Consider the following 26,655-nt stretch of genomic DNA (forward strand, 5'->3'; position numbering starts at 1 on the left):
GGGATGGAGGGGGAGGGATCGGCGGGTGGGGACATCAGGCGGCGGGGCTTTCTGGGATCGGGGATGTCACCGGAATACGCCGGGTGAGGGCGCAGGGCAATGGGGCACATGTCCGCCGCTTGCGGGAGCGATTGGACGTCACACCCCCCTTGACTAACACCACCCAAAAGGCGGAACCTCCCCAAACTACATAAATCCTTCTGTTGTTCCGGGGTCCGCCCATGAGCGTCACGCCTGTTCCCCTTGGCCGGGAGCTTCTGCCCAAGCTGGTCACCACCTTGCGGGAGGGCTATGGGCTGGCGGCGCTGCGGGCCGATGCCATTGCCGGGCTGACGGTGGCCATCGTGGCGCTGCCGCTGGCCATGGCGCTGGCGATTGCGTCGGGGACGACGCCGGACAAGGGGCTGGTTACCGCCGTGGTGGCGGGGTTCTTGATTTCCCTGTTGGGCGGCAGCCGGGTGCAGATCGGGGGGCCGACGGGGGCCTTTGTGGTCGTCGTTGTCGGGGTGATCAACCAGCATGGCTATGATGGGCTGGTACTGGCCACCCTGATGGCGGGGCTGATCCTGGTGGCCGCCGCCTTGCTGCGCCTGGGGCAATGGATCAAGTACATTCCCGAGCCCGTGGTCACGGGTTTCACATCGGGCATTGCCGTCATCATCTTTTCCAGTCAGGTCAAGGATCTGCTGGGTCTGTCCATGGGGGCGGTGCCGGCGGAATTCATCGAGAAATGGCCCGCCTTCTGGGAAGCCCGTGACAGTATGGGCGTGGCTGCCCTTGTCGGGCTGGGGTCGCTGGCCCTGATCCTGGGTCTGCGTCGCTGGGCGCCGAAGGTGCCGGGGTTTCTGGTGGCGGTGGTGCTGGGCTCCGTTGCCGCCTTCGCCCTGGGGCTGGATGTGGAAACCATCGGGTCGCGTTTCGGCGGCATTCCCGACCATCTGCCCATGCCGACCCTGCCCGTGATCACCCTGGAACGGCTGCAGACGCTGCTGCCGGCGGCCCTGACCATCGCCTTCCTGGCCGGGGTGGAATCGCTGCTGTCGGCGGTGGTGGCGGACGGGATGACGGGGCGGCGGCACCGGCCCAATGCGGAACTGCTGGCCCAGGGCGTGGCCAATACCGCGTCGGCCCTGGTTGGCGGGCTGCCGGCCACGGGGGCCATCGCGCGCACCGTCACCAATATCCGCTCCGGCGCCCGCTCGCCCGTGTCGGGCATGCTGCATGCGGCCTTCCTGCTGCTGTTCATGCTGGCCTTCAGCGGGCTGGCCTCATATGTGCCGCTGGCCGTGCTGGCCGCCGTGCTGGTGGTCGTGGCCTGGAACATGAGCGATGCGGGCCGTTTCCTGCATCAGCTTCGCGCCGCGCCGATCAGCGATCGGGTGGTGCTGATGACCACCTTTGTCCTGACCATCGCCATCGACCTGACGGTGGCGATCGAGGTGGGGGTGGTGCTGGCGGCCCTGCTGTTCATGCATCGCATGTCGGAAACGGTGGAGGTCTCCGATGGCGGGGAACAGCCGGGCCTGGCCCTGGGCCTGCCCGCCGGGGCGGCGCTTTACCGGATCGATGGGCCGATGTTTTTCGGCGCGGCGCGCAAGCTTTTGGACGTGCTGGACCGGACCGGCGGGGCGCCGCGTGTGCTGATCCTGGATATGGGCGGGGTGCCCATGCTGGACGCCACGGGCGCTGACGCCCTGTCCACGCTGGTGGCGCGCGCCGACAAGCGCGGGGCGCATGTGGTGATGGCCGGGGTGCAGCGGCAGCCGATGGGCGTGCTGCGCGGCCTGGGCCACCGCCACCGCAAGGGGGCCGTGGTCTTTGCCGGCGATGTGGCGCGGGCAAAGGCAGAGGCCGCGCATCTGCTGGATAAAGGTCCCGCCGGCAGTACGGGGGGCAGCCCGGCGGGCGGGGCGGATTGACAGTCCGGCCGCTTTCGCGGTCAATGCCGCGCTTGTGCAGATGCCCATCCGGTTGGGCGATGGCCGAGCTTGTTTACCTGTGCGACGGGCTGCCCCCGTTTTCGGCGCCGTTGGCCACTATGCCGTGATGCATTGCCGCGAGCGCGCGGCCCGTGGCTATGACGCCACCCTGGTGAGCCTGACATCGGGCTGGCGTCTGGCCTGGACGGTGCGTACCAACACCATGCTGATCGCGCCGGCCTGGAAATATCTGTCGGCGGCGGATGAGATCCTGTTCACCGGCTCCCGCCCTTCCTGCTGCATTTCCTGGTGCCGCTGAATGGGGTTCCGGTCGTGTATCTGCTGCGTCTGGCGGTGGGGTGTTTTGACCATCCGGCACTGGCTGAACGGTGCGGGTTGTTGACCCGCACCCCCATGGGCGCCTGATGCCGCCATCCTGTATGAGAAGATGGCTTAAAATCCCAAGAGCCATGGGACAAGGCTCTTGGGATAAATAAGGCTCAAAGGTCATTTGCCTTTTGATAAACCTTCTCGGAAATCCAGGCATAGGTTTTCTCCAGCCCAGACCGTAACGTCATGCTGGGTGACCAACCAAGTTTCTCTTGGATCAATGTATTATCTGAGTTCCGTCCCCGAACACCCAGAGGTCCGGGAATATGGCGTTTGTGCAGGGTTTTCCCTGCGATCGAAGAAACGATGTCAACCAATTGATTGATTGTCACCATTTCGTTGGATCCAATATTCACCGGACCGGTAAAGTTGGATCGAGTGAGCCTTATCGTTCCTTCGATGCACTCATCAATAAAAAGGAAAGAACGTGTTTGAGATCCGTCGCCCCAGATTTCGATCTCGCCATTGTTATCGGCTACAGCGACCTTTCGGCAAATCGCAGCGGGTGATTTCTCGCGCCCGTCATTCCAAGACCCTTGGGGGCCAAAGATGTTATGATAACGAGCAACACGTGCATCAATACCATAATTGCGGTGATAGGCCAGGAACAGACGCTCGCTGAAGAGCTTCTCCCAGCCATACTCGCTATCTGGATGTGCCGGATACGCACTATCCTCGCGGCAGTTCGGATTGTTGGGGTCTTCCTGATTTTCCTGCGGATACATGCAGGCAGAAGACGAGTAAAAAATACGCTTGATATTACGCTTGTGGCATGCGTCCAAAACGTTTAAATTGATCGTTGCTGAATTATGCATAATTTCAGCGTCATGCAGGCCAGTAAAAATATAACCTGCCCCGCCCATGTCAGCCGCGAGCTGATAAACCTCGTCAAATCGGCGGTCAATTACACTGCGCACCGTCGATTGTTCACGCAGGTCACCAATAACAAAATCATCTGCCTCGGTTTCCGCGTAGCGGGGATACTTGAGATCAACACCACGAACCCAATTTCCCTCTGCCTTCAAGCGCCTAACGAGATGACTTCCGATAAAGCCACCTGCGCCAAGAACGAGTATATACTTCATACTAATTCCTTCTCAACTAGCGCTGCTGGTACGAGAACACACAACAGCATACGGTGCTGCGGCACTGGCTTAGCCGATAGAAAGATGGTGTTCAAGCTGAGAAAGCTCAAGCACCCTATGCTGAATCACCCACCCCATCAGACCTGACAAGCCATGCGTGTGAATGATGGCGAGGGTCAAAATTCTTGATTGTGAGCCAGATGCCCAAAGGGGGCGGCGGTCGCTGGCCGCCAAGGGGCATGTTCCATGCCTCCTGTATGACATAGGTGAGGGAGGCCATGGGTGCGGGCTGCCTTGATGCTGGTCAATGGTCGATCTGAAGGCTAATTGACAGGGACCCCGGTTTCGCGGTTATTGGCACGAACACCGCTTTGGCGGTTCTTGCGCGCCCCTGCTATGCCCTTGGTTTTGTGATGAAAAAACTTGTTTACCTTTGTGACTGGCTGCCGCCCGATTTCGGGGCTGTCGGGCAATATTCCGTTATGCTTTCCCGTGACTGGGCCGCACGCGGCTATGATGTGACGCTGGTTGGGCTGACATCTGACCCGGTCACTCATATTCACGAAGAAACCGTCGGGCCGGGTCATCTTCGCATTGTGCGTCTTCCGGGACAGCCACTCGATCGCGGCAGTCTGGCGCGGCGTCTGGCCTGGACCGTGCGCACCAACAGCATGCTGCTTTCGCGGGCCTGGAAATATCTGACGGCGGCAGATGAAATCCTGTTTACGGGCTCACCGCCTTTTCTGCTGCACTTTCTTGTGCCCTTGAATGTGTTTCTGCGCAAGGTGCTGGTCTATCGCATTGCCGATTTCCACCCGGAATGCTTGATTGCATCGCGTGACCGCCCGTCGCGGGTGCTGAACATGGCGCTGGCGCTGACCATCTGGCTCCGCCGCCGGGTGCAACGGTTTGAATCCTTGGGCGAGGATCAGGTGCGGCTGTTGCGCCGATACGGGATTCCGGCCGAAAATATCGTGTTGAAACGTGATCCGCCGCCCGTCGAACTGACCGGGGATGAAGTGCCCCTGCCTATCCCGGCAGAGCTTTCTGGATATAAGGTCCTGCTCTATTCCGGTAATTGGGGGGTCGCCCATGATACGGATACTTTCATCGACGCCTATATCCGTCATCATAAGGCAGGCAGCAGCACCGTTGCCCTTTGGCTGAATGCCGTCGGGGCCGGTGCCGATGTGGTTGAACAGCGCCTGCGGGCAGAGGGGCTACCCGTGGCGCGCGGACGGCCCGTGCCGTTTGGCGATCTCGGCCGCCTGCTGGTGACACCCGATGCCCATCTGATCACGTTGCGGGATGGGTTTGTGGCTTTTGTCATCCCGTCAAAGGCTTACGGGTGCATTGCATCGGGTAAGGATGTTCTTTACATTGGCTCGTCTGAATCCGACGTTGATCTGATCTGCCGGGAAGGCCTGCGCGATGGTCAGCGCTATATCCGTACCTCTGTGGGGGATACAGAGGCAACGTTCAGGGCGCTGGAACGGCTGGGCATGACGGGCGTGTAAGGCAGCAATCGTCTTCCTTGATCGGTCACGATCACGGAAGATGGGTATGAAGCTGTAACCTTCATGGCCATGGTCATCCATCGCCCGGAGAGTGGAAGCATGTCGCGTAAGGTTGCCTTGATCACCGGCGTCACCGGCCAGGATGGTGCCTATCTGTCGGAACTGCTGCTGTCCAAGGGCTATATCGTCCATGGGCTGAAGCGCCGTTCCTCCTCCCTGAATACCGCCCGCATCGACCATCTGTATCAGGACATCCATGAAGAGGATGTGCGGTTCCAGCTTCATTACGGCGACCTGACCGACAGCACCAACCTGATCCGCATCGTCCAGGAAACCCAGCCGGACGAGATCTATAACCTGGCCGCGCAAAGCCATGTGCAGGTCAGCTTCGAGACGCCGGAATATACCGCCAATGCCGACGGCATCGGCACGCTCCGCTTGCTGGAGGCCATCCGCATCCTGAAGCTGGAAGAGAAGACCCGCTTCTATCAGGCGTCCACGTCGGAACTGTATGGTCTGGTGCAGGAAACGCCGCAGCGGGAGACAACACCCTTCTATCCGCGCAGCCCCTATGCTGCCGCCAAGCTCTATGCCTACTGGATCACGGTCAATTACCGCGAAGCCTATGGCATGCATGCCAGCAACGGCATCCTGTTCAACCATGAAAGCCCGATCCGCGGCGAAACCTTCGTGACGCGCAAGATCACCCGCGCCGTTGCCTCCATCCATCATGGCAAGCAGGATTGCCTCTATCTGGGCAATCTGGACGCCAAGCGCGACTGGGGCCATGCCCGCGACTATGTCGAGGGTATGTGGCGCATCCTGCAGCAGGAAAAGGCCGAGGATTACGTGCTGGCCACGGGTGAGACGCACACGGTGCGCGAATTCGTGGAACGTGCCTTCAGTCATGTCGGCAAGAATATCGAATGGAGCGGCGAGGGCGTGGACGAGACCGGCCGCGATGCCGCCACCGGCGCCGTGCTGGTGCGCATCGACCCGCGCTATTTCCGCCCGACCGAGGTTGATTTGCTGCTGGGTAATCCGGCCAAGGCCAAGGCCAAGCTGGGCTGGACCCACACGACCTCCTTCCCCGATCTGGTGAAGGACATGGTGCTGTCCGACGTGAAGCTGCTGGCCTGATACCAATCTGCCGAAGGTCAAACCTTCGGCAGATTGGAGGCTGGCGACGGCCAGCCCGGCGCACATGCGCCGTGAGCCAAGGCGGCGGATGCCGCCGCCCGGCGTCTGAGGGAACGCAAAATCTCCCTTGATCGGTGACGATCAAGGGAGATTGGTATGAGACACCCGCCCGGTATTCGGGGGAAAAAGGAACGGATGATGAGCGATCTGAAGCCCTATGACCTGATGGGCAAGCGCGTCTGGGTGTCCGGCCATCGGGGCATGGTGGGTGGCGCCGTGGTGCGCCGGCTGGCGCCGGAGGGCTGCACCGTCCTGACGGCGGGTCGCGACGTCCTGGACCTGACGCGGCAGGCCGCCGTGGAGGAATGGGTGGCCGCCAACAAGCCCGACGCGGTGGTCGTGGCCGCCGCCAAGGTGGGCGGCATCATGGCGAACGACACGTTCCCCGCCGACTTCCTCTATGAAAACCTGATGATCGAGACGAACATCATCCAGGCCGCCTTCCGCAACAATGTGGAAAAGCTGCTGTTCCTGGGCTCGTCCTGCATCTATCCCAAGCTGGCGCCGCAGCCGATGGCCGAGGATGCGCTGCTGACCGGGCCGCTGGAGCCGACCAACGAGTGGTACGCGATCGCCAAGATTGCGGGCATCAAGCTGTGCCAGGCCTATCGCAAGCAGCATGGCTGCGACTATATCTCCGCCATGCCGACCAATCTTTATGGTATCGGCGATAATTTCCACCCCACCGGCAGCCATGTCCTGCCCGCCCTGATGGCCCGCCTGCATGACGCCAAGCGCGACAAGCAGCAACAGGTCACCGTCTGGGGCACGGGCAAGCCGCTGCGCGAATTCCTCTATGTCGACGATCTGGCCGACGGGCTGGTCTTCCTGCTGAAGAATTACAGCGGGTATGAGCATGTGAATATCGGCACGGGCCAGGAAGTGTCCATCCGCACGCTGGCCGAACAGGTGGCGGCGGCCGTGGGCTGGCGCGGCCGCTTCGTCTTCGACGCCACCAAGCCCGACGGCACCCCGCGCAAGTTGATGGATAATAGAAAGCTGGCCAAACTGGGCTGGACCGCCCGCACCAGCCTGGCCGAAGGCCTGCGCCTGACCTATGAATGGTTCCTGGACCAGGAAGCCAGGGGCGGCTTGCGCGGCATCGGGCAGCGGCCATAATTTATGACCGCCGCCGCGCCGCACATGCGGTGTAGCCAAGCCGTTGGCATGTGGACGCCGACGATAGAGGGGCAGGGAAGATTGACCATCGGTCAATATTTCCTGCCGCTGGCGTTACAGCAAATCCAGGGGTGAGGTTATGGCAACAGGGTCGGCGATGAAGGCAAGGCGCCCTTCCGCGCGGCCATTGCTGATGTAATGGCTGACCAGTGCCGCGTGATCCAGGCCGAACACCTTCAGCAGGTCAGGGTTAAGGACCGCATAGGTTTCGGCATCAAAGCCGATCGCCTGTCGTCCCTCGGCCCGGCCATATTTCATGTAATGGTCCATGAGCTGCCCTGCGTTCAATCCGAAGGCCCTGAACAGGTCGGGATTGAGGGCGGCGTACGCCTCGGCATCGAACCCGGCCGCCAACCGGCCCTCGGCCCGGCCGTTGCTGATATAGTGCGCGACCAGGGCCTGATGGTTTGATCCGAAGGCGCTGAACAGGTCGGGATTCAGTACAGCATAGGCGACAGCGTCGAACCCTTCGGCCGCGCGGCCCTCATACCGGCCATTGTTAAGATAATGGTTGGCCAGCAGCTTTTCATCCAACCCGAAGGCATTGAACAGGTCGGGATTAAGCGCCGCATAGGCTTCGGCATCGAATCCGGTCACGGGCCGCCCTTCGTATTGGCCATTGGTGACGTAATGACCTGCATAGGCAACGAGGTCGGTGCCAAAGACTGGCGTAAGGTCGGGATTCAAGGCGCGATAGGCGGCTAGCGTGAAGGCAGGGTGGAAATCATCATTGAGGATTGTGCCCGTCGCCTCGATGCTGGCGCTGCCGCCGGCCAAGGTGGCGCCGGAAACCTGCCCCAGATGCAGGATCACCTTCTCATGCCCCTCCACCCGCGTATCGCCGGTAACCGGAACAGAAATGGTGGCTGTGCGTGACCCGGCCGCGATTGTGACGGTTTGGCTTCCGAACACGAAATCGTGGCCGGGGGTGGCTGTTCCGCCATCTGGTGTCACGGTGAAGGAAACGTCCCGGCTGGATGCCGCCGACAAGCTGGCCGTGAAGATCAGCGCCGCCGTTCCCGCCTGTCCCTCCCGCATAACGCCACCGGTCAAGGACAGGACCGGCAATGGCGACGGTTCCTCAAGGATCACCGTCGCATCGTCGAAGACCAGCCTCTCAATGCCGGTCAGCAGGTCTGTGGCGATTTGTAGGAAGGTGACGGAGGTCTGCCCATTAACGGTGGTGATGGTGTAACTGGCGCGGCTTCCATAAAAGACCGCCGTATCCACGCCATCGCCGCCGATCAGCGTGTCATTTCGGAAGTCATTGGGTCTCCAGTCACCAATCAAGGTATCGTTGCCCGCACCACCCACCAGCGTGTCGGTCCCAGCCTCGCCCATCAGCGTGTCGTTGCCGTCACCGCCAAGAATATAATCATGCGATATGGTGCCCTTCAGCAAATCGTCGCCGCTGGTGCCGTAAATTGGTGCCAGATCCACGGTCAGGTCACTGAAGGTAAGCTTCTCGACACCGATCAGAATATCGATGCCATCCTTCCCCGTCAGGTCGGTGACCCTGACTTGCCCATCCTCATAGACGATGCTGTAATTGGCGCTGGCACCGGAAATATAAGCAATGTCCTGGCCGGAGCCGCCAACCAGCCTGTCGTTGCCCGCGTCGCCGTACAAATAATCATTGCCGTCGCCGCCATCCAGACTGTCGTCGCCGTCCCCACCATACATCGTATCAAAGGCGTCACCGCCGATCAGCGTGTCATTGCCGCTGCCGCCCGACAGGCTGTTATTGCCGCGTTCGCCGTACACCCGGTCATGACCGGTACCACCCACCAGCGTATCGTTACCATCCCCGCCCCAAAGACTGTCATCACCGGCATCCCCATACAACCGGTCCTCGTTGCCGCCGCCAGACAGCGTATCATTGCCCAGGGCGCCGAACAGATCGTCACGGCCATTGGTTCCTGTCAGGGACTGTGCCGCGCTGTTGGTGGAGAAGATGAAGTCGGCATTGGTCAGCAAGGTACGGGCATCATCGTACTTCACGCCAAAATAGACATCACGTTCAACATTGCCATACATGATCCGAAGATTGGATATGCGGTAGTAACTGCCCGAGAAGACAATCGGTCCTAGGAATAACATCTCAAATACTGTGGAAAGGCTGGCGATACCCAGGCCCGACAGGTCGATCCGGTCCTGTCCTTGCGTGAAATCCTGTATCGTATTGATCTCAACGGAATTGGTCGCACTGAACTGATCATTGCGGGCACCGACCACAAAGACATCGTTACCTGTGCCGCCAATCAGGGTGTCGTTGCCGCGCCCGCCGATCAGGGTGTCATTACCCCCATCGCCGAAAAGGCGATCGGCGCCCCCACCCCGGCCGTCAAGCGTATCGTTGCCCAACCCACCAATCAGATCATCGTTCCAGTCTGTGCCGGTCAGGTTTCGCGCGGCCGTGTCTGTTGCAAAAATGAAATCGGCGCTGGTCAGTTGCGATTTGTCCACACCGACGATGAGTTCATTGAGATGACCGCCATGAAAGTCACCGGGATCGCCATAGGTGACATTTTCAAGACCGCCAAATTTGACCCTTATGGTTGTCTGACCGTTGCCCTGCAGCATCAGGTCTGACAGTGTGGACATGCTACTGATGCCAAGGGCGGAAACATCAATCCGGTCCTCTCCCTTGGTGAAATCCGCGATTGTATCGGCTGATCGGACCTCGCCAGCCTTTGGGGCATGGCGTTCCATCACGAAACGATCATTGCCGGCCCCGCCCGTCAGAACATCGTTGCCAGCATCACCAAACAAAAAGTCATCACCTCCACCGCCGATCAGTGTGTCATCGCCACTGCCACCCGACAGCGTGTCGTCACGCTCCAGGCCAGTAATGAGATCATCGCCCGCAGTGCCCGTCAGCCGGTCAAATCCGTCTGTGCCATTTATATTCGCCAATTAGAATCCCCTTAATACATATTGATTGGGAAGCCCATATTATCTTAACCATATTTTACACCGCACTCAACTCAGAACATAAAAAAATGCTCGCGTGAGGTGATGCGGAAACTAACGGTGAGCCTGTGTTCGAACTGTTTTCCCTCCAAGGCATGCGGTTGCCGGCACCCAGGTCAAGGTCTGACAACCAGCGCTCCCGCCACGCGCGGGCGGACCGGACAATGGGGACACCTCCTTGTCCGGTCGCGGTTCAATTTGGGGGGCATAGGGCGTTTGGTGCAGGCTTCGTTTGCCCGCGTGGTTTTCGCCCTGCCCTCTCGTGCCCCCCAACAAACCGGCCTCGCGTTCAGCGCGGCGCCCAGCCACCCGCCTTGACGGTCAGTTGTGGTAAGGCCGCAATGACATCGGCCCAGGACACATATTTGAAGTTGGTGGCCTCCGGTTCCCCGCTCATGCCGTTCAGGTCGTCGTTATAGCCGTCCTGCACAATCAGCAGGCCCTGCGGATATCCGGGCAGGGGGATCGATACCAGTTCGGCGCCGTCGCATTCCTGGCCGGCATCGATGGGGCCGTTGGCGGTCAGCTTGAAGCTGCCCAGATAGCGGTTGTCACCGCCGCGTTCGAAGATAGCGAAACTGTCATCCAGGCCGGCGGCGTCCGGGGCCTTCACATCGCCATGGGCGTCGCCCTGGCTGGACGCGATCAGATAGCCGGTGCCGTCCGCGCCGCGATACAGCGCCAGCCCTTCGACATCGCGCGCCACCTTGCTGTCTGGATTGTTGAACGGGCTTTTCACCGATCCGCGCGTTTCATAGAAGGGCTTGGCGTCGGCCGTGCCGGTGGTCAGGTTCACGCGCCACAGGCCCACATCCTCCTGACCTGCGAACAGGATGCCCGTGACCTCATCCACCACCAGCCCCTCGAATTGCGGCTGCCAGTCCAGGGCGGGATCATCCTCGTTCTCGGTGGTCAGGTTCTGGCCCTTATGGGTGGTGGGGAAATCCCAGTGGCGGGTGCGTTCATGCCCGACGGTGCCGTCGGGCTTCACCACCAGCCGTTGTTCGGCCAGCCGCGCCGCGTTGCGCTGCGCCACCACGGCCCGCACCTCGCCCGTCGCCTTGTCCTGCCACAGGGTCAGGCCATAGGCGCTGGCCTGATCGGTCACGGGATTGTCGATCTCCGCCTTGCCATCGGGTGACAGGCGCGTGGGGAAGACCTGGCCCTGGCTCGGGTCGCTGATATCGGTCAGGGGCGCCGTCGGGTTGGCGGGATCAATGGCCCAGACCATCAGCCGGTCGCGGCCCCGATCACTGGCCACCGCGATATCGATGCTGGTGCCGTCGGGACGCTTCAGCCCATAGGCCACATCGACATTGTTATAGCGGCCATCAGGCTGGGCATCGATGCGCTGCACCAGCTTGCCCTGAAGATCATAGACCCGCAGGCCCGATCCCTTCACCGCCGTGATCACCAGGCTTTTGCCCGGGTCCGTGGGGTGCAGCCAGAAGGACGGATCGTCGGCGTCGCCCTTGGCCGCACTGTCCGGCAGGCCCGGCGCGGTTTCGGCGACGGGCTTCACCAGGGCAAGGCTGGCTGTCGGCACGGGCGCGGCCGGTTCCTTGCCACAGGCGGCAAGCGTCAGGAACAGGGCGAGCGGGATCAGGGGACGCATGGGCTTCCTTTCACGGGGGGTGTGGTTCCCTCACCCTCCCATCGGCTGTTGCCGACGGGCCCCTCCCTCTCCCGCAAGCGGGCGAGGGACGAAATCTCCACCCCTCGCCCACGAACGTGGGAGAGGGAGGGGCCCAGGCCGCAAGGCCTGGGAGGGTGAGGGAACGACAGATCAAAAACTCAGAAGGTCGCGCGCAGGGTCACCTGGAACAGGCGGCCGGACTGCTCGCTTTCGCGCTCGCTCTCCTTCACATCACCGGCGCGGTGGGCATCGACGATGTCGGCCACGCTGTCGCCGTCGAAGGTCACAAACCCTTCCTTCTTCTTGCGGTTCAGCAGGTTGGAGGCGGAAAAGCGCAGCACGAACCGGTCGGCAAAGCGCTTTTCGACAAAGGCCTCCAGATCCTTGCCATAGGAAAGATCGACCTCTTCATCCAGCGACACTTCCTTGGCCTTCGACCGGCCGGACAGCGAGGCGCCGAAACTGGCATCCAGGCTTTGCACCGTCTGGATGAAGCCCAGATTATAGACATGGTGCGGCTGGTTGTTGAACCGGCGCCTGGTGCCCAGCACGGGATCGCGCATCGAACTGTCCAGCCAGGTGTAATTGGCAAACAGGCCCGTATCGGGCAGGCCGGCAAAGTCCAGCGGGGTGGAGAAATCGATCTCCACGCCCCAGCTCTGGCCCTTGCCGGCGTTGCGCGCCTCATAGACATTGCCGCCGGCCTCGGCCTCTTCGCCGGTATTGTACAGTTCGATCAAATCCTTGATATCGCGGTAGAAAAAGTTGGCGCCGATGATGCCGCGCCGGCCCAGTTGCCGCTCGTACCCGACATCGATACCCCAGGCGCGTTCATTGGCCAGCAGCGGGTTGCCGATCAGTTCATCCTCGTCCGCCGGCTCCTCCTCCTGGCGATAGGGGCTGATCAGGTCGTAATCGGGGCGGCGGACCGTGCGGGCGACGGAGAACAGGAACCGGTCGGCCTCTGTCGCCTGAAACCGCAGATGGGCGGACGGGTTGAAGGCCTCGCTGTCATAATCGGCGCGGCCCTCCTCGCTGTTCACCTCGCGCCGCGTGATCTCGTACCGCGCGCCGGCATCCAGGGTCAGACGCTCACTGAGGTCGAAGGAAAAGCGCACATAGGGGTCATAGCGCTGTTCCTTGATGGTGAAGATGGCGCCGGGGGCCGTTTCCTCTTCCCACTCCCCATCATCCAGTTCGAAGGTGCGGTTGGCGGTGTCACGCTTCTTGTGCAGCAGGTCGATGCCGGCCTTGGTCTCCACCATGCCCTGGCTGAACTTGTAATAGACGGTACCCGACAGTTCATCGTCGGTCGTGTCCAGCGTCTCACGCTCCACCAGTTCGGCCTCATCGACCGTATCGCCCTCATCCACCTCGGTCTTGCTGTCCTCACGATAGCCGGACCAGCCGGCATCCAGGCCCAGTTCGCCGATGGACAGCGGGTGGGTGAAGGCCGCCGACAGGGCGTAGGTCTGCTGGCCGATGCGTTCGCGCTGCACTTCCACCTCCTCCTGTTCCAGCGTGGCCGGGCTGTCGCCCTCGAACGTGACGGAGAGTTCGTCCTCGTCGCGGTTGGTATCCACGACCAGGCCGGTCAGGCGGATGGACCCTTCGCCCAGCCGCGTCACCAGCTCGCCATTGGCGGAGATGTCGACGCCGTCACGGGTGTCATCCTGCAATTCCCTTCCTGTATATTCGCTGAACGAACCATCATAGAAATCGGTGACCTTCTTCTTGGGGTTGCGCCGTCCCTGATAATTGATGGCGGCCCAGTAGGAGGTCTCGTCCAGGCTGTCGGCATAGGCGACGGCGAAGGAGGGGCGGACCTTGCCATCCTTGTTGATCAGGGCGCCGGCCTTGGCGAACCCGCCCTCGAACGCCTCGCTCTCCTTGGTCACGACATTCAGGGTGCCGGCCACGCCTTCGGACGGCTGGTCGGCACGCGGGGCGCGCACGATCTCCACCCGCTCCACCAGTTCGGCGGGGATCCGGTCCACGAAGAAGGAACGGTCGGCCTCTCCGCCCGGCGGGCGGCGGCCATTGATCAGGACCTGGGTGTAACCGGGCGGCAGGCCGCGCATCTGCACCGCGTCATATTCCAGGACGTCGGCCGCGAAGGTGACGCCCGGCACCCGCTTCATCATCTCGCCCACCGACACCGGCTCGAACCGCTGGAAATATTCCAGATCGTAGGACAGGACCGGGTTCGGATCGGCGGTACGGTTGCGGTAGAAGATCTGACCCGTGACGATGATCTCCTCCACCTTCTGCGGCTCCGTCTGTTCCGGGGCGGCGACGGGGGCGGCGGCAGCGGCACGGGCGGGCTGCGGGCGGCTGGCCGGCGGTGCGGCGGCGGCCGTACGGGTGGCCAGCGTCACCGACCCGTCGGCCCCCACCTCCGCCGACAGGCCCGTGCCGGCCAGCAGGGCCGTCAGCGCGGCGTCGAAACCGGCGGCGGCGGTGACAGGGGCCGACCGCTTGCCCGCCACCTGTGCCGGGGTGAACAGGATATTGCGCCCATAATGCCGGCCAAGCGCCACCAGCGCCTCACCCAGATCGCGCGGCGCCAGGGTGAAGGCGGCGGGCGACGCCGCCACCGGCTGGGCCTGGGCCAGGGCCGGGCCGGGCACAAAGGACAGGATCGCCAGGGCGGAAACGCCAAGGGCCAGGGAACGCAGGGACATGATCGGAACTCTCCCGTGGGACAGCCGGGCATCGCCGGCATGGACAACGGGATAGACGCAAGCGCACAGCGGTTTCCGGGCCGATGCGGAACTTTCATCCGGGCGTCATGGAAGTGTCATGGGGATGGCCCCTCATGGGTAAACGTACCAACCGCCCGCACGACATCGAACAGACCAAATGCGTCACTGACAGGCGGGGATTGGCACGGCCAATGATAACCCCGGACATGCAGGTCGGCACGCGATAATAATAACGCCTATACACCCCTAAATGGCAGATAGTCACCCTCATGGCGTAATCTGCATGGGGTATGCAACAAAAATAAGTCATAATTATCTCTGAACATTGTCTTTAAACTGATTCGTAGTGGAGGTCCTATGGCTGGAATCCAAATTTCCCCACAAGCGCAATCTTTGATCAGTAACATTGGCTACCGGCTGCAATCGCAAACGCCGACATATGTACACGGCCAAACAGAGTTTGACGTGTATCAGGACTTATTCGCAAACAATAAAATCGACCCGGCGACGTGGACCGCATTTAGCGGGGTTACCACGGACATGTGGGCGAAAGCGATGGACAGATTTGACCCTGAACCTACAGCAGAGAAGCTTTTCCCCAACAGGGCGAATGATCCATACCACATACAGGCGGTCAACGTTGTCGCGGCGATCACCGGGATGTCACCATCGGAGGTGTCGAGGCTAAATCCAGGCTTGGGATATAGCGGCGCAGAGGGAACAGGAAAACCCCTGTTCAGGACGGACGATCCCAACCTCGCCAAAGGAACAATCCTACACGATGTCACATCGACGCTGATGCTTGCTCTTAAGAAAATCGCCGGGGAGCCCGGCGCGAGCCAGGAAATCGTCGAAGCCGTCAAAACTTATGATCTGAATGACCAGCTATATTATACGTCCGACATTGTTGGAAGCGCCGTCGTCATGGGCGCCGAGGCTATGGCACAGAGTATATATGACCATTTTATTCCAGAAGACGAAAAGATTTTCAATTTTCTGGGAAGTTTGGCACCAGATCAAACGCTAACAGAATATACAAATATGAATAAAGACGGTAGTATTTTCTATAAAAGTGTTACAAATCTTGGCGATGCCGGGGGTAATTTGGCATCTACACTTGCGCAATATTATGGAAGAAAGGATAAGGCGATCGCCATCGTTGGCGAAGCTTTTGCAAAAACCATCGGAAACAACCTCGGTGACACTATTGTTTTTGAGGTCGAAGGCGTGCGCTTACCGGATGGTCTGTTTGGACAGCAACTGGTGGGTAATATCGCCCGTAGCGCTGCTTCCTTTGCGAGCCAGTCGCTGGCCACGTCACTCAATGAACTGCTTGATGTTGAATCACCTCTTGGCCAGCTCGTAACAAGCTCGCTAAGCTCTGCCGTTACCAATGTGTTCATTGACGAGGGTATCGACGAGCTTGCGGGCAGCTTGGGAATAAATCCAACACTAGCAAAAGAGATATTTGGCATACAAAAACAGAATCTTTATTTCTCGGATCAAGTTTTATCTGGTCAAATTACCAATAATTTTCTATCCGGTCTCGGTGGTCTGGTTTCAAGCCAGCTATTTTCCTATCTCGATCAGCAATGGACCGCCTTTAACCTTTCGAACATCGGGTCATCTGTCGGCGGGTTTATCGGTAGTTACTTTGCTCCCGGCATCGGGACTTTTATAGGCCAGGTCGTGGGTGGCATCGTTTTTGACATTTTCGACGGTGAGCCGAGGTCGTTCCATCAGGTGCGGTGGGATGGACCCAACAAGACGTTCGTATCCGAGTTTGTGTTCGCACGCGACGACGGACAGGTCCAGACATCGAAGAATCTCGCGGAATCTGCACTCGGGTCGATCCAGTTGGCGGCGGCAATCATCGGCGGTGAGGTGAAGTCGATAGCGACATTCGAGTATGGGCACTATGAGGATGAACTCGTCTACTCCCGTGACGGAAGCCGGGTGTTCTTTGCGGACGGCGCCAAGATGCTGGATGCCGGGGTGATGGCGCAACTGCGGACACTAAGCATCGAGGGCGGCAATGAGTATGCGAAATACCTGATTGCACAAGCGTCGTATAAGCCCAATCTATCGCAGTTTTTCCAGGATCTCGGCGTCGCTGATATCTACAACATCCACAAAGCGGATCCGTTCCTGTTCGGCATGCAGATGGTGAACCTGGCGGATCGCGATGCTCGGCGGTTCGTTCTCGCCGATTGGTCTAAAACGTTAACTGCAGCACATACGCTTGGTCTTCATACGGCGCCGTTCAATGATGGCAGCGAATTCATGGCGCGTACCGATGGAAACCGAGAGCTTAGTGGCGGGGGCGGGAACGACTTCCTTTTCATCGACGGCGGTTCAGGGGATGTGAATGGTGGGGACGGCGACGATATTTTGATGAGCGAGGAGATTATCCTCTCTAATTCTGCCCGCACCGTCCTCCAGGGAGGGGCAGGAACCGATCGCTTCATTGGAAATTTCAGCAATTACTTGAAAGGCGCGGGAGATACGACCACAGTCGGGATCGATATAAGCAGCTCCTCCCTTAACCTGGCAGGGGAGCTGAAGGCCTATTTCTTCAACATTGAGCAGTTCTCAATTACCGGCACGCGCTATGACGACACGTTCGACTTTCGTGCTGCATGGTTGTCCCTCGACGGGGGCGCGGGGATCGATAGGGTCAACATCGACTTGGTGGACGCAACAACAGATATCAAGTTCGACTTGGCCAATAGCGCACGCCAGCTCCAGTATGGGACCTCGACCATCAGCAATATAGAGCGTGTCAAAGACATCCGCACAGGCAGTGGAAACGATGTTATCGCCGTCACCGCTGCGATCCTTGATGACGGGAACAAGAATGTCTTCGATGGCAGGGCCGGCACCGACCGCTTCATCGGCGATTTCAGCGGTTATGTGAAAACAGACGGCGCGGCCGGTGGGGTCGACATAGACGGCTTGACCATTGACTTGGCCGGAATGTTGGACGCCTATCTCTTTGGCATTGAGCAGTTCTTGATTACCGGCACGCGCTATGACGACACGTTCGACTTTACGGCGGCGTGGTTGTCCCTCGACGGGGGCGCGGGGATCGATAGGGTCAACATCGACTTGGTGGACGCAACAACGGATATCAAGTTCGACCTGGCCAATAGCGCACACCAGCTCCAGCACGGCACTGCGATCATCAGCAATATCGAGCGCATCAAAGACATCCGGACAGGCAGTGGAAACGATGTTATCGCCGTCACGGCAGCAATCCTTGATGACGGGTACAAGAATGTCTTCGATGGCAGGGCTGGAACCGACCGCTTCATCGGCGATTTCAGCGGTTATGTGAAAACGGACGACGCGGTCGGTGGGGTGGACATAGACGGCTTGACCATTGACTTGGCCGGGGCGTGGGACGCCTATCTCTTTGGCATTGAGCAGTTCTTGATCACCGGCACGCGCTATGACGACACGTTCGACTTTACGGCGGCATGGTTGTCCCTCGACGGGGGCGCGGGGATCGATAGGGTCAACATCGACTTGGTGGACGCAACAACGGATATCAAGTTCGACTTGGCCAATAGCGCATACCAGCTCCAGCACGGCACGGCGACCATCAGCAATATCGAGCGCATCAAAGACATCCGGACAGGCAGTGGAAACGATGTTATCGCCGTCACGGCAGCAATCCTTGATGACGGGTACAAGAATGTCTTCGATGGCAGGGCCGGCACGGACCGCTTCATCGGCGATTTCAGCGGTTATGTGAAAACGGGCGACGCCAGCGCTGGGATTGACCTACGGGGCTCGACCATTAATTTGGCGGGGGAGCTGGATGCCTATTACTTTGACTTCGAGCAGTTCTTGATCACCGGCACACGTTATGACGACTATCTGGCTACCGGCGATGGTGACGATACGCTTCTGGGTGGGGATGGCAGCGATAAGATTTACGGACAAGGCGGCAATGATAGCCTGGAAGGCGGGCTTGGCAATGACACCCTGGGTGGCGCGAGCGGTGATGACACGCTGGTTGGAGGCGACGGCACCGATACCGCCATATTCGCTCAATCACGCAACGCCTATCATGTGACGCATCAAGGTGATGACCTGATTTTGCGCCATGTGGCCAGCGGTGAGATCGACACGCTCCGGTCTATCGAGATACTGACTTTCGCCGGGGACACGATTGCAGCCGGTACGGGGCTGCGTGATGCAACCTCCCAGATGTTGCTGGGTGGCCGGATCCTGGATCCTGTCCGTGCCGATGGCAGCTTCGGCCTGCAGTGGATCCTGACAGCCGGCGCCGATGGCGAAGTGATCATTGGAACGCATGGCAACGACCTGATCAATGCGATGGGTGGCAGCGACGCCATCGACGGCGGAATGGGCGACGATATTCTGGATGGAGGCACCGGTTCCAACTTCATCACCGGTGGCGCCGGCATCGACCGATTCTTTGTCGATGGCCGGGGTACCAATGGCGCAATGCAGAATGTCGTCTGGAGTACCATCACCGACTTTCAGACTGGCGCGGGAGAAAGCATCACAATCTGGGGATGGATTGCTGGTACAAGCCGCGTCGTAGCCCAGAGCAATAGTGGCGGCGCTGAGGGTTTCCAAGGTGCGACCTGGCACATGGATCTGGATGGGGATGGAACCATCGACGCGTCGACCACGCTGGCCGGTCGCAAGATAGAGGAAATCGCTTTCACGCCCGGTATTATCGGAAACGAGGGCTATATCCTGCTGGGTTGATCCGGCCGTCTGCCCTTAGCGCGTCACCTGCGGCACCCGTGCGGCGCTGTTCGCGTAACAGCCGCCTCACCCCCGCCGCCGTGCCCGCTCCACCGTCAGGGTCATGCCGCCATCGCCGCCGCGCGTGACGGCTAGACCGTGCAGCTTGGCCGCCACGGAAACGAATTTTTCCACGTCGCGGGTGGCGAACACGCCGCTGACCTGCAGGGCGGCGGCGTTTTCCGACAGGGTGACGCGGGGGCCGCCATAGCGGGCGAAGCGGGCCAGGGCTTCGGCCAGGGTCGTCTGGTTGAAGATCAGGCGGCCCTGGCGCCAGGCGCCGGCCTGTTCGATGTCGGCAGGGGTGATGCGGGGCGGGCTTGTGCCGTCGGCCAGGGCCATCTGGCCGGGGGACAGGCGGCCGGTCAGCCGGTCCGTGCCCGGGTCGCGCAGATCCACCCCGCCTTCCAGCAGGGTGACGCTGGTCTCGGCCGCATCCTCCACGATGAATTCCGTGCCGGTCGCCACGATGGTCAGGTGGTCGGCCATCACGGCGAAGGGGCGCAGCCGGCTTTTCGCAACCTTGAACGACGCCTCCCCCCGCGTCAGGCGGATATCGCGGCTGAACGGGCCATAGGCCACCGTCACCGCGCTGTCGGCATCCAGGCGGATTTCGCTGCCATCCCAAAGCTGCACGGCCCGCGTTTCGCCACGCGCCGTGACGTGGGTTTCCCGCGCCCAGGCCAGCCAGTGCGGCGGCACGGCCAGCAGCAGGGCCAGGCACGCCGCCAGCGCGGCAAAACCTGTGGCAAAGGGTCGGGGCGGACGGACGGACCGGACCGGGGCAGGGGATCGCGGCCCGGCCTGTTCCCAGGCCCTGGCCACCCGTTCCATGGCGGCGGCATGGGCGGGGTCCTGTTCCAGCCAGCGGCGGAATTCCCGCCGGGTGGCGGCATCCCGCCCGGCCCGCAGCCGCGCCATCCAGCGGGCCGCCTGTTCCAGATCATGATCGGCGGGCAGGGTCATGACGCCCCCCGGCCGCCGGTGCGGCGGGCCAGATGCAGCAGGGCGCGTTCGACATGCCGGGTCACGGCCCCGACCTCGATCCCCAGCCTTGCCGCGATGTCGCGATGGCTCAGCCCTTCTACCCGGCACAGCAGGAAGGCATCGCGGCAGACGGGGTCCAGCTCGGCCAGCGCCGCCTGTACATGGCCCAGCCGCTGACGCGCCGCGACCACGCGTTCCGGCGTGGCGACATCATCACTGCCGGCGTCCATCCCGTCTTCCAGCGGCACATGCCGGCCGCCGGCCCGCGCCTGAGCGCGCCGGAAATTGTCGGTCAGCAGGTTGGCGGCGGCGCGCAGCAGAAAGCCCTTCCAGTTGGCGATGCCGGTGCGCGGGGCGGTGGCGGCGATGACGCGGGAATAAACTTCCTGCACATGGTCCTCCGCATCCTGCGGGCAGGGCAGGCGGGCGCGGAAATAGGCGCGCATCAGGTCGCCATGGCGGGGCAGCGCCGTTTCCAGCAGCTCCACCCCCAGCACCCCCTCGATTTCGCCCCCCGCCATGACCATCCCCACCCGGCCGATCCCTGGACGGTCAAGGGGCTAGCACGGTGATGGCGACAGTTTCGTGACACAAGGTGCCACCGTGCGCAGGCCCGGGGGTGCGGTGGACACATATCACCGGGTCGGCAATCAGGACCGCTGATGGTCCTTGCCCAGGCCCCGGCTGGCCACCACGGCCCCGCCCACGATCAGCAGGCAGGCGGCGATGACGGGCCAGGTCAGGCCGGCCCGCCCCGCCGCAATCAGCAGGCCGGTGGACAGCAAGGGCGTGGCATAGGACAGCGCGCCCAGCGTCTGGATATCCCCGCGCTTCACCCCATGGTCCCAGACGAAGAAGGCCAGGCCCACCGGCCCGATGCCCATGGCCGCGATGATGGACCAGCCCCATACACCCTGCGGCCAGACCGTCTGTTCGAACAACAAATGGCAGGGCACGGCCAGCACCGCCGTAGCCAGGCAGAAAAAGGCCACGATCTCCGTCGGGACCGCCCCGAACCGCCGCGACAGCACCGAATAGCCGGCCCAGGTGACGGAAGCCGCCAGTGCCGCCAGATAGCCGGGCAGATAGCCGGCCTGCACGGACACGCCCTTGCCGCCCGTGACCAGCAGCAGGGTGCCGGCCAGCCCTGCCGCCGTGCCCAGCACCTGCGCCCGCCGCAGCCTTTCCCCCGGCAGCAGGCCGGAGAACAGCACGATCAGCAGCGGCCACAGATAGTTGATCAGGTTGGCTTCCGCTGCCGGCGCCGTCTGCAGGGCCAGGAAATAGAGGAAATGGTAACCGAACAGCCCGCCGATGCCCAACAGCCAGACGGGCAGGGGCTGTCGCATCACGGCCAGAAGCGGCCGGCCCGTGGCCAGGATCACGCCCAGGCTGACCAGCCCGCCCAGCCCGAAGGACAGGGCCACCAGCAGGAAGGGTGGCACAGGCCCCGCCAGCGCCGTCAGCAGGGCCAGCGTCGACCAGATCAGGATGGCCGTGCCGCCCACCAGGGTGGCGCGCCGGATGGCCCCCGGCGTGGCGGACGGGGCGGCAACGGCGCTCATAGAAAGGGCTCCAGCACGCGGGCGGTGGATTTGGTGGTCAGGACCATGGTGGAATGGGTGGCGCCGAAACCCGACAGCAGGACCAGCAGGCGGTTCAGATGCTGCACATCGGTGGCGCCCACCTTCAGCAGATAGCTCTCGTCCCCCGCCACCTCATGGCATTCCAGCACCTCGCGCTGGTCGGCGGCGAACCGTTCCAGGTCCGCATCGCGGCCGGGATGGGTGCGTACCCGCACAAAGGCCGTCATCCGAAGACCCAGGGCGGCGCGGTTGACCTCCGCCCGGTAGCCCTGTATCAGGCCCGAGGCTTCCATCCGGCGCACGCGTTCGGCGACGGCGGGGGCCGTCAGCCCCACCTGGCGGGCCAGATCGGCGAAGGAAAGTCGCGCATCCCGCTGCAATTCACGCAGCAGATGCAGGCCGATATCGTCAAGCAGGTCGAGCGGGGATGGGGTGCGGTCGGTCATGATGGCACCATCCTAACCGGATGTCGCGCCGCACGCCAACCGGTTGAAGGCGGAAGGTACTGGATTTGCTGGACGATATCGGAATTTTCTGGCGGGGCGTGGTGCTGGGCGTGATCATCGCGGCCCCGGTGGGCCCGATCGGCCTGCTCTGTATCCGCCGTTCGCTGGAACGGGGGCTGGCCACGGGGCTGGCCACGGGGCTAGGGGCAGCATTGGCCGATGCATTTTTCAGCGGCATCGCCGCCTTCGGCATTACCGCCGTTCTGAATATCATCACCCAGAATATGCCGCTGCTGCAGGTGGTGGGTGGGCTGTTCCTGCTGATCGTGGCGGTCCACAGCCTGACACGGGAACCCAAGCCGCTGGCCGCCGAGCCCGTGGCCGGCAACCTGCCGGCCGCCATATTCTCCGGCCTGTTCCTGACCGCCACCAACCCCGTCACCATCCTGGGCATGAGCACGCTGGTCGTCGGTTTCGGCAATACGCGCGGGCCGGTGGAGGATGGCACCCTGGTGGGGGGCATCTTCCTGGGCTCCCTGCTCTGGTGGGTGTTCCTGTGCGGCGGCGTCACCCTTCTGCGCCGCCGCGTCACGGGCCGCACGGTGCATTGGATCAATATCGGCACGGGCGTGATCCTGGGCCTTCTGGGTACCTACACGCTGGGCAGTGCGCTCTGGGGGTAGGGGGGCATCATGGCGGTTTGGGCTTGTGCCGGCGGCGCGAAATCGTAAGCGGTGCTGTTGGCTTATGAATTCCCTCAGGCTGTGCTTTCCCTCACCCTCCCAAACGCTTGCGCGTTTGGGCCCCTCCCTCTCCCACTGACGTGGGCGAGGGGCGGATCAGGGACCCTCTTGTACCAAGAGCCATGGAGCATGCTCTTGGTATCAATTCGCCCCTCGCCCGCTTGCGGGAGAGGGAGGGGCCCATTGGCGTCAGCCAATGGGAGGGTGAGGGAAATGCGGAGGGTTGAGGAAAGGCCCCAGCCCTGGCCCTATCCCACCACCACCCGGTTGCGCCCGGCCGCCTTGGCGGCGTAGAGGGCGTTGTCGGTGCGGTTGAACAGGCTGGTCTGGGTTTCGCGGTGCGGCTCGGCCTGGGCCACGCCGATGCTGACCGTCACCTGGATCACCACCCCGTCCAGGATGATGGGCAGGCTGCCCACGGCGACGCGGATGCGATCGGCCGCGATCTCGGCATGGGCGGCATCGGTGTGGGAGGTGAGGACGACAAATTCCTCCCCGCCATAGCGGGCCAGCATGTCGGTTTCCCGCAGGGCGCCCTGTGCCCGCTGCGCCACCTCGCGCAGGACGGTATCCCCGACGAGATGGCCGTAGGTGTCGTTCACTTCCTTGAAATGGTCCAGGTCCAGCATCAGCACGCAGAAGGGCTGGCCATGGCGCAGGGCGGCGCTCCATTCATGGTCCAGCCGTTCCATGAAGGCACGGCGATTATAGATGCCGGTCAGCGCGTCGCGGGTGGCCAGTTCGGCCAGCCGGTCATTGGCGTCGCGGAGGCTGGCCGTGCGCTCCTCCACCTTGGCTTCCAACTCGCGCTTCGTCGCGCTCAGCTTGTCGATGCGCGCCCGTTCCAGCATCATGACGATGCCCGCCCCCGCCGACAGGGCCACCACCAGGCCCAGGAACCGCACCCAGCCCCATTCGTGCCAGAGATAGGACACGGCAACGCCGACGCTGCGTTCGGCCACCACCTGCCCGTCCGGCGCCAGGGCGCGCAGACGCAGGGTATAGCGGCCGGGCGGCAGGTTGGTATAGGCGGCAAGGCGGCTTTCGCCCTCCGGCGTGGTCCAGTCCGTGTCGAACCCGTCCAGCCGGTAGGCATAGCGGACCGTGCCCGTGACGGCATAGTCCAGCAGGGCGAATTCCACGGTAAGGCGGCGGTTGCCGGGGGGCAGATGCACCAGACCGGGGGCGCCGGGCAGGTTCAGGACACTGGCATTGGCCGGCTGCCCGCCCGCCACCACCCGCGTCACGGCCAGCGCGTCCAGATAGGCATGGGAACGGATGCGCGACGGCTGCACCAGAGTGATGCCGTTGGTCCCGCCAAAGACCAGCCCGCCATCGGGCAGGGTGGTGGCCGATCCCGGCAGATAGGAGGAGATGTTCTCCGACGCGCCGCGTTCCAGCAGAGAGACGCTGAAATCATCGGGATCGATGGCGGCCAAGCCATTGTCGGTCGACACCCAGATACGCCCGTCGGAACCGGGGGTCAGGCTGGCCACGGTATTGGAGGGCAGCCCGTCCTGTCGCGACACGGTGCGGAAGGACGGGGGCTGGTCATCGGTGGGTTCCCGCGTCATCAGCGCCACGCCGCCGCCCGTCGTGCCCAGCCACAGCCGCCCCCGGTTATCCAGGGTCAGGGCCGCCACATAATCATGCGGAAGGCCGTCCGGCCGGTCGGGATCGCGATGGAACCGCCGGAAACCGCCATCCGGCCGCATCAGGTTCAGGCCATTGGCCGTGCCGACCCAGACGGTGCCGTCGGGCCGGGGCAGGATGGACCAGACCTCGTTGTTGGACAGGCTGTCGGGCTGCGCCGGGTCGGCCGCGAACAGCGTCGCCTGTCCGTCGCTCAGGGATTGCCGGACCAGCCCGTAATAGGTGCCGATCCACAGATGCTGGTTGCCCACACGCAGGGCCGTGACGTCGCGCCCCTGTGTGCCCGGCATCGGGAACGGTTGGGGCGTGCGCTCCCCGGCGGCCGGCCGCAACCGCGCCAGACCCGCCGAGCCGACCCAGATGTCGTCGGCACCCGCGCCACGGATGGCATAGACCGGCGTACCGGCCAGCGCGCCCGGCGCCACACCGCGCCCGAAGGGCACGATATGGCCGCTGGAGAGGTCCAGCCGGTCCAGCCCGCCATCGTCCAGGCCCAGCCACAGGCCGCCATCGGGGGCGGTCCACAGGCTCCACGCGTCGCGCCCGGAAAAGCCGCGCGTCTGGCCCAGGGCGATGCTGGCCACGCCGGATGGCATCGAATTATGCCAGGCCACGCCCATATTGGTGGCGACCCAGACGACGCCGCCCCGATCCTTCATGATGCCGCGCGTGAAATTGCCCTTCAGCGCGCCGGGCACATTGGGATCGGCCCGGAACAGACGCAGGCGGTCCTGCCCGATATCATATTCGACCACCCCGCCGCCGAACAAAGAGATCCACAGCACGCCCGGCCGTTCTTCCACGATACCGCGCACCGTGGCGCGGCCCAGCGGCGTGTCGCGGCCCGTCAGGCGGGGATGGGACCGGGCGGCATCATCCCCCGGGGCCACGGAAACGATGCCGCCGCCATTGGTGCCGATCCAGACCCGGCCGTCCGGGTCCTCGAAAAAGCTCCAGCTACCGGTGGACAGCGCAAGGGCGCTTTCCGCGTCCGCGCCGGACAGGGTCTGCCAGTGGTCGGCGCCGGCCGGACGGCGGGCCACGGCCTTTTCCGTGCCGGCCCACAGGGTCCCGGCCCGGTCGCGGAAGATGGCGAAGACATAGCCCTCGGGGAACCCCAGTTCCCCCGTTCGCACCCGTTCCCGGATCGTCAGATCCCGGCCGACATGGTCCAGCCCCGCCACGGTGGCGACCCACACCCCGTCCCGTCCATCGGGCGCCAGCGCATAGACCTGGACATGGCCCAGCCCCTCCGGCCCGGCACCCAGCGTCTTGAACCGGTCCGTGCGCGGATCGTAATAGGCGACGCCGGCCGTGTGCGTGCCCAGCCACATGCCGCCATCGCTGGCCGGCAGCAGGGCCCGGACAAAACCGTTGGGCAACGATCCCGGATCGTGCGGATCATGTTCGAAGGTGCGGGTGGCATAGCCGTCAAACCGGTTCAGCCCCCCCAGCGTGCCGATCCAGATGAACCCCGTCCGGTCCTGGGCCAGGGCCATGACAGTGTTGTTGGACAGACCATCGGCATTGGACAGGGTCTGGAACCCCACCTCCGCCCGTTCGGCCAGAACCACCGACGGATCGGCGGCCATGGCGGGCGGACCATCGATGCCGGCGATGATCCCCACAAGGGAAGCCAGCATGAAACACAATAAATACAGGGATACCCGGCGGTTGTACGCCGGGACAGGCATAGTCGAACCGGCCGCCGGTTCGATGCCGCGAGGGCTGCCACCCACTTCTCTGTTCCCCGCACCGCCAGATGACATATCATTGTATCTCAATTTTTAGATAAATCTCAAGGTCAGGTTGAAGGCGAGCACGGGGTTGAAAGTCACCGGATCGGTTTGG

Annotated in this window: 16 protein-coding genes and 1 pseudogene; 7 read left to right on the plus strand and 10 right to left on the minus strand. The window is 62.6% G+C overall.

Annotated features, from left to right (window positions below; genetic code table 11):
• Positions 1-221: 221 nt before the first annotated feature.
• Positions 222-1,919 (plus strand): SulP family inorganic anion transporter, encoded by a 1,698-nt coding sequence (locus KBA48_RS06515; RefSeq protein WP_292904408.1) that lies wholly within the window; start codon positions 222-224, stop codon positions 1,917-1,919.
• Positions 1,920-1,998: 79 nt separating this feature from the next.
• Entirely contained in the window at positions 1,999-2,238 is a 240-nt protein-coding gene (locus KBA48_RS06520) for a hypothetical protein (RefSeq protein ID WP_292904410.1), read from the plus strand.
• A 181-nt stretch (positions 2,239-2,419) separates the two neighbouring features.
• On the opposite strand, the gene KBA48_RS06525 is transcribed toward KBA48_RS06520, so the two are convergent.
• On the minus strand, positions 2,420-3,394 hold the full coding sequence (locus KBA48_RS06525) for an NAD-dependent epimerase/dehydratase family protein (RefSeq protein ID WP_292904412.1): 975 nt from the start codon (positions 3,392-3,394) through the stop codon (positions 2,420-2,422).
• 413 nt (positions 3,395-3,807) lie between these two features.
• On the opposite strand from KBA48_RS06525, the gene KBA48_RS06530 reads away from it, so the two are divergent.
• From KBA48_RS06530 to KBA48_RS06540, 3 genes are all read left to right on the plus strand, one after another.
• A complete protein-coding gene (locus KBA48_RS06530) occupies positions 3,808-4,911 on the plus strand; it encodes a glycosyltransferase (RefSeq protein ID WP_292904414.1) in 1,104 nt (367 codons plus the stop codon).
• A gap of 99 nt (positions 4,912-5,010) precedes the next feature.
• A complete protein-coding gene (gmd, locus tag KBA48_RS06535; protein ID WP_292904416.1) occupies positions 5,011-6,051 on the plus strand; it encodes a GDP-mannose 4,6-dehydratase in 1,041 nt (346 codons plus the stop codon).
• A gap of 195 nt (positions 6,052-6,246) precedes the next feature.
• The gene (locus tag KBA48_RS06540) at positions 6,247-7,230 is read left to right on the plus strand and encodes a GDP-L-fucose synthase (protein ID WP_292904418.1); all 984 of its coding nucleotides are present in this window, start codon (positions 6,247-6,249) and stop codon (positions 7,228-7,230) included.
• A 114-nt stretch (positions 7,231-7,344) separates the two neighbouring features.
• Here KBA48_RS06540 and KBA48_RS06545 read toward each other — a convergent pair whose 3' ends face one another.
• From KBA48_RS06545 to KBA48_RS06560, 4 genes and pseudogenes are all read right to left on the minus strand, one after another.
• Positions 7,345-9,894, minus strand: coding sequence for a M10 family metallopeptidase C-terminal domain-containing protein (locus tag KBA48_RS06545; RefSeq protein ID WP_367273815.1), 2,550 nt, complete (start codon positions 9,892-9,894; stop codon positions 7,345-7,347).
• 57 nt (positions 9,895-9,951) lie between these two features.
• Positions 9,952-10,206: pseudogene (locus tag KBA48_RS33010) on the minus strand (calcium-binding protein); the annotation flags it as partial.
• Positions 10,207-10,552: 346 nt separating this feature from the next.
• Positions 10,553-11,878: a phytase gene (locus KBA48_RS06555; RefSeq protein WP_292904420.1), complete on the minus strand. Its 1,326-nt coding sequence runs from the start codon at positions 11,876-11,878 to the stop codon at positions 10,553-10,555.
• A 179-nt stretch (positions 11,879-12,057) separates the two neighbouring features.
• Positions 12,058-14,583 (minus strand): TonB-dependent receptor, encoded by a 2,526-nt coding sequence (locus KBA48_RS06560; RefSeq protein ID WP_292904422.1) that lies wholly within the window; start codon positions 14,581-14,583, stop codon positions 12,058-12,060.
• Positions 14,584-14,961: 378 nt separating this feature from the next.
• Between KBA48_RS06560 and KBA48_RS06565 the strand changes: the two genes are divergently transcribed.
• Positions 14,962-19,350 carry a hypothetical protein gene (locus tag KBA48_RS06565; RefSeq protein WP_292904424.1) on the plus strand — a complete coding sequence of 1,463 codons (4,389 nt, stop codon included), beginning with the start codon at positions 14,962-14,964 and terminating at the stop codon, positions 19,348-19,350.
• Between the two features lie 66 nt (positions 19,351-19,416).
• On the opposite strand, the gene KBA48_RS06570 is transcribed toward KBA48_RS06565, so the two are convergent.
• The 4 genes from KBA48_RS06570 to KBA48_RS06585 form a co-directional block, all read right to left on the minus strand.
• Complete coding sequence (locus tag KBA48_RS06570) at positions 19,417-20,355, minus strand: FecR domain-containing protein (RefSeq protein WP_292904426.1); 939 nt, start codon at positions 20,353-20,355, stop codon at positions 19,417-19,419.
• Positions 20,352-20,897, minus strand: coding sequence for an RNA polymerase sigma factor (locus KBA48_RS06575; protein ID WP_292904428.1), 546 nt, complete (start codon positions 20,895-20,897; stop codon positions 20,352-20,354). Before KBA48_RS06575 ends, KBA48_RS06570 begins: the two co-directional genes overlap by 4 nt.
• 129 nt (positions 20,898-21,026) lie before the next feature.
• Positions 21,027-21,941 carry an EamA family transporter gene (locus tag KBA48_RS06580; RefSeq protein ID WP_292904430.1) on the minus strand — a complete coding sequence of 305 codons (915 nt, stop codon included), beginning with the start codon at positions 21,939-21,941 and terminating at the stop codon, positions 21,027-21,029.
• Entirely contained in the window at positions 21,938-22,408 is a 471-nt protein-coding gene (locus tag KBA48_RS06585) for an Lrp/AsnC family transcriptional regulator (RefSeq protein WP_292904432.1), read from the minus strand. Before KBA48_RS06585 ends, KBA48_RS06580 begins: the two co-directional genes overlap by 4 nt.
• A 65-nt stretch (positions 22,409-22,473) precedes the next feature.
• On the opposite strand from KBA48_RS06585, the gene KBA48_RS06590 reads away from it, so the two are divergent.
• The gene (locus KBA48_RS06590) at positions 22,474-23,091 is read left to right on the plus strand and encodes a LysE family transporter (protein ID WP_292904434.1); all 618 of its coding nucleotides are present in this window, start codon (positions 22,474-22,476) and stop codon (positions 23,089-23,091) included.
• Between the two features lie 308 nt (positions 23,092-23,399).
• Here the strand turns inward: KBA48_RS06590 and KBA48_RS06595 are convergent, their stop codons facing one another.
• Positions 23,400-26,447 carry a diguanylate cyclase gene (locus KBA48_RS06595; protein WP_292904436.1) on the minus strand — a complete coding sequence of 1,016 codons (3,048 nt, stop codon included), beginning with the start codon at positions 26,445-26,447 and terminating at the stop codon, positions 23,400-23,402.
• Positions 26,448-26,655 lie beyond the last annotated feature (208 nt).

The organism is Niveispirillum sp., assembly GCF_017996735.1.
Lineage (GTDB): Bacteria > Pseudomonadota > Alphaproteobacteria > Azospirillales > Azospirillaceae > Niveispirillum.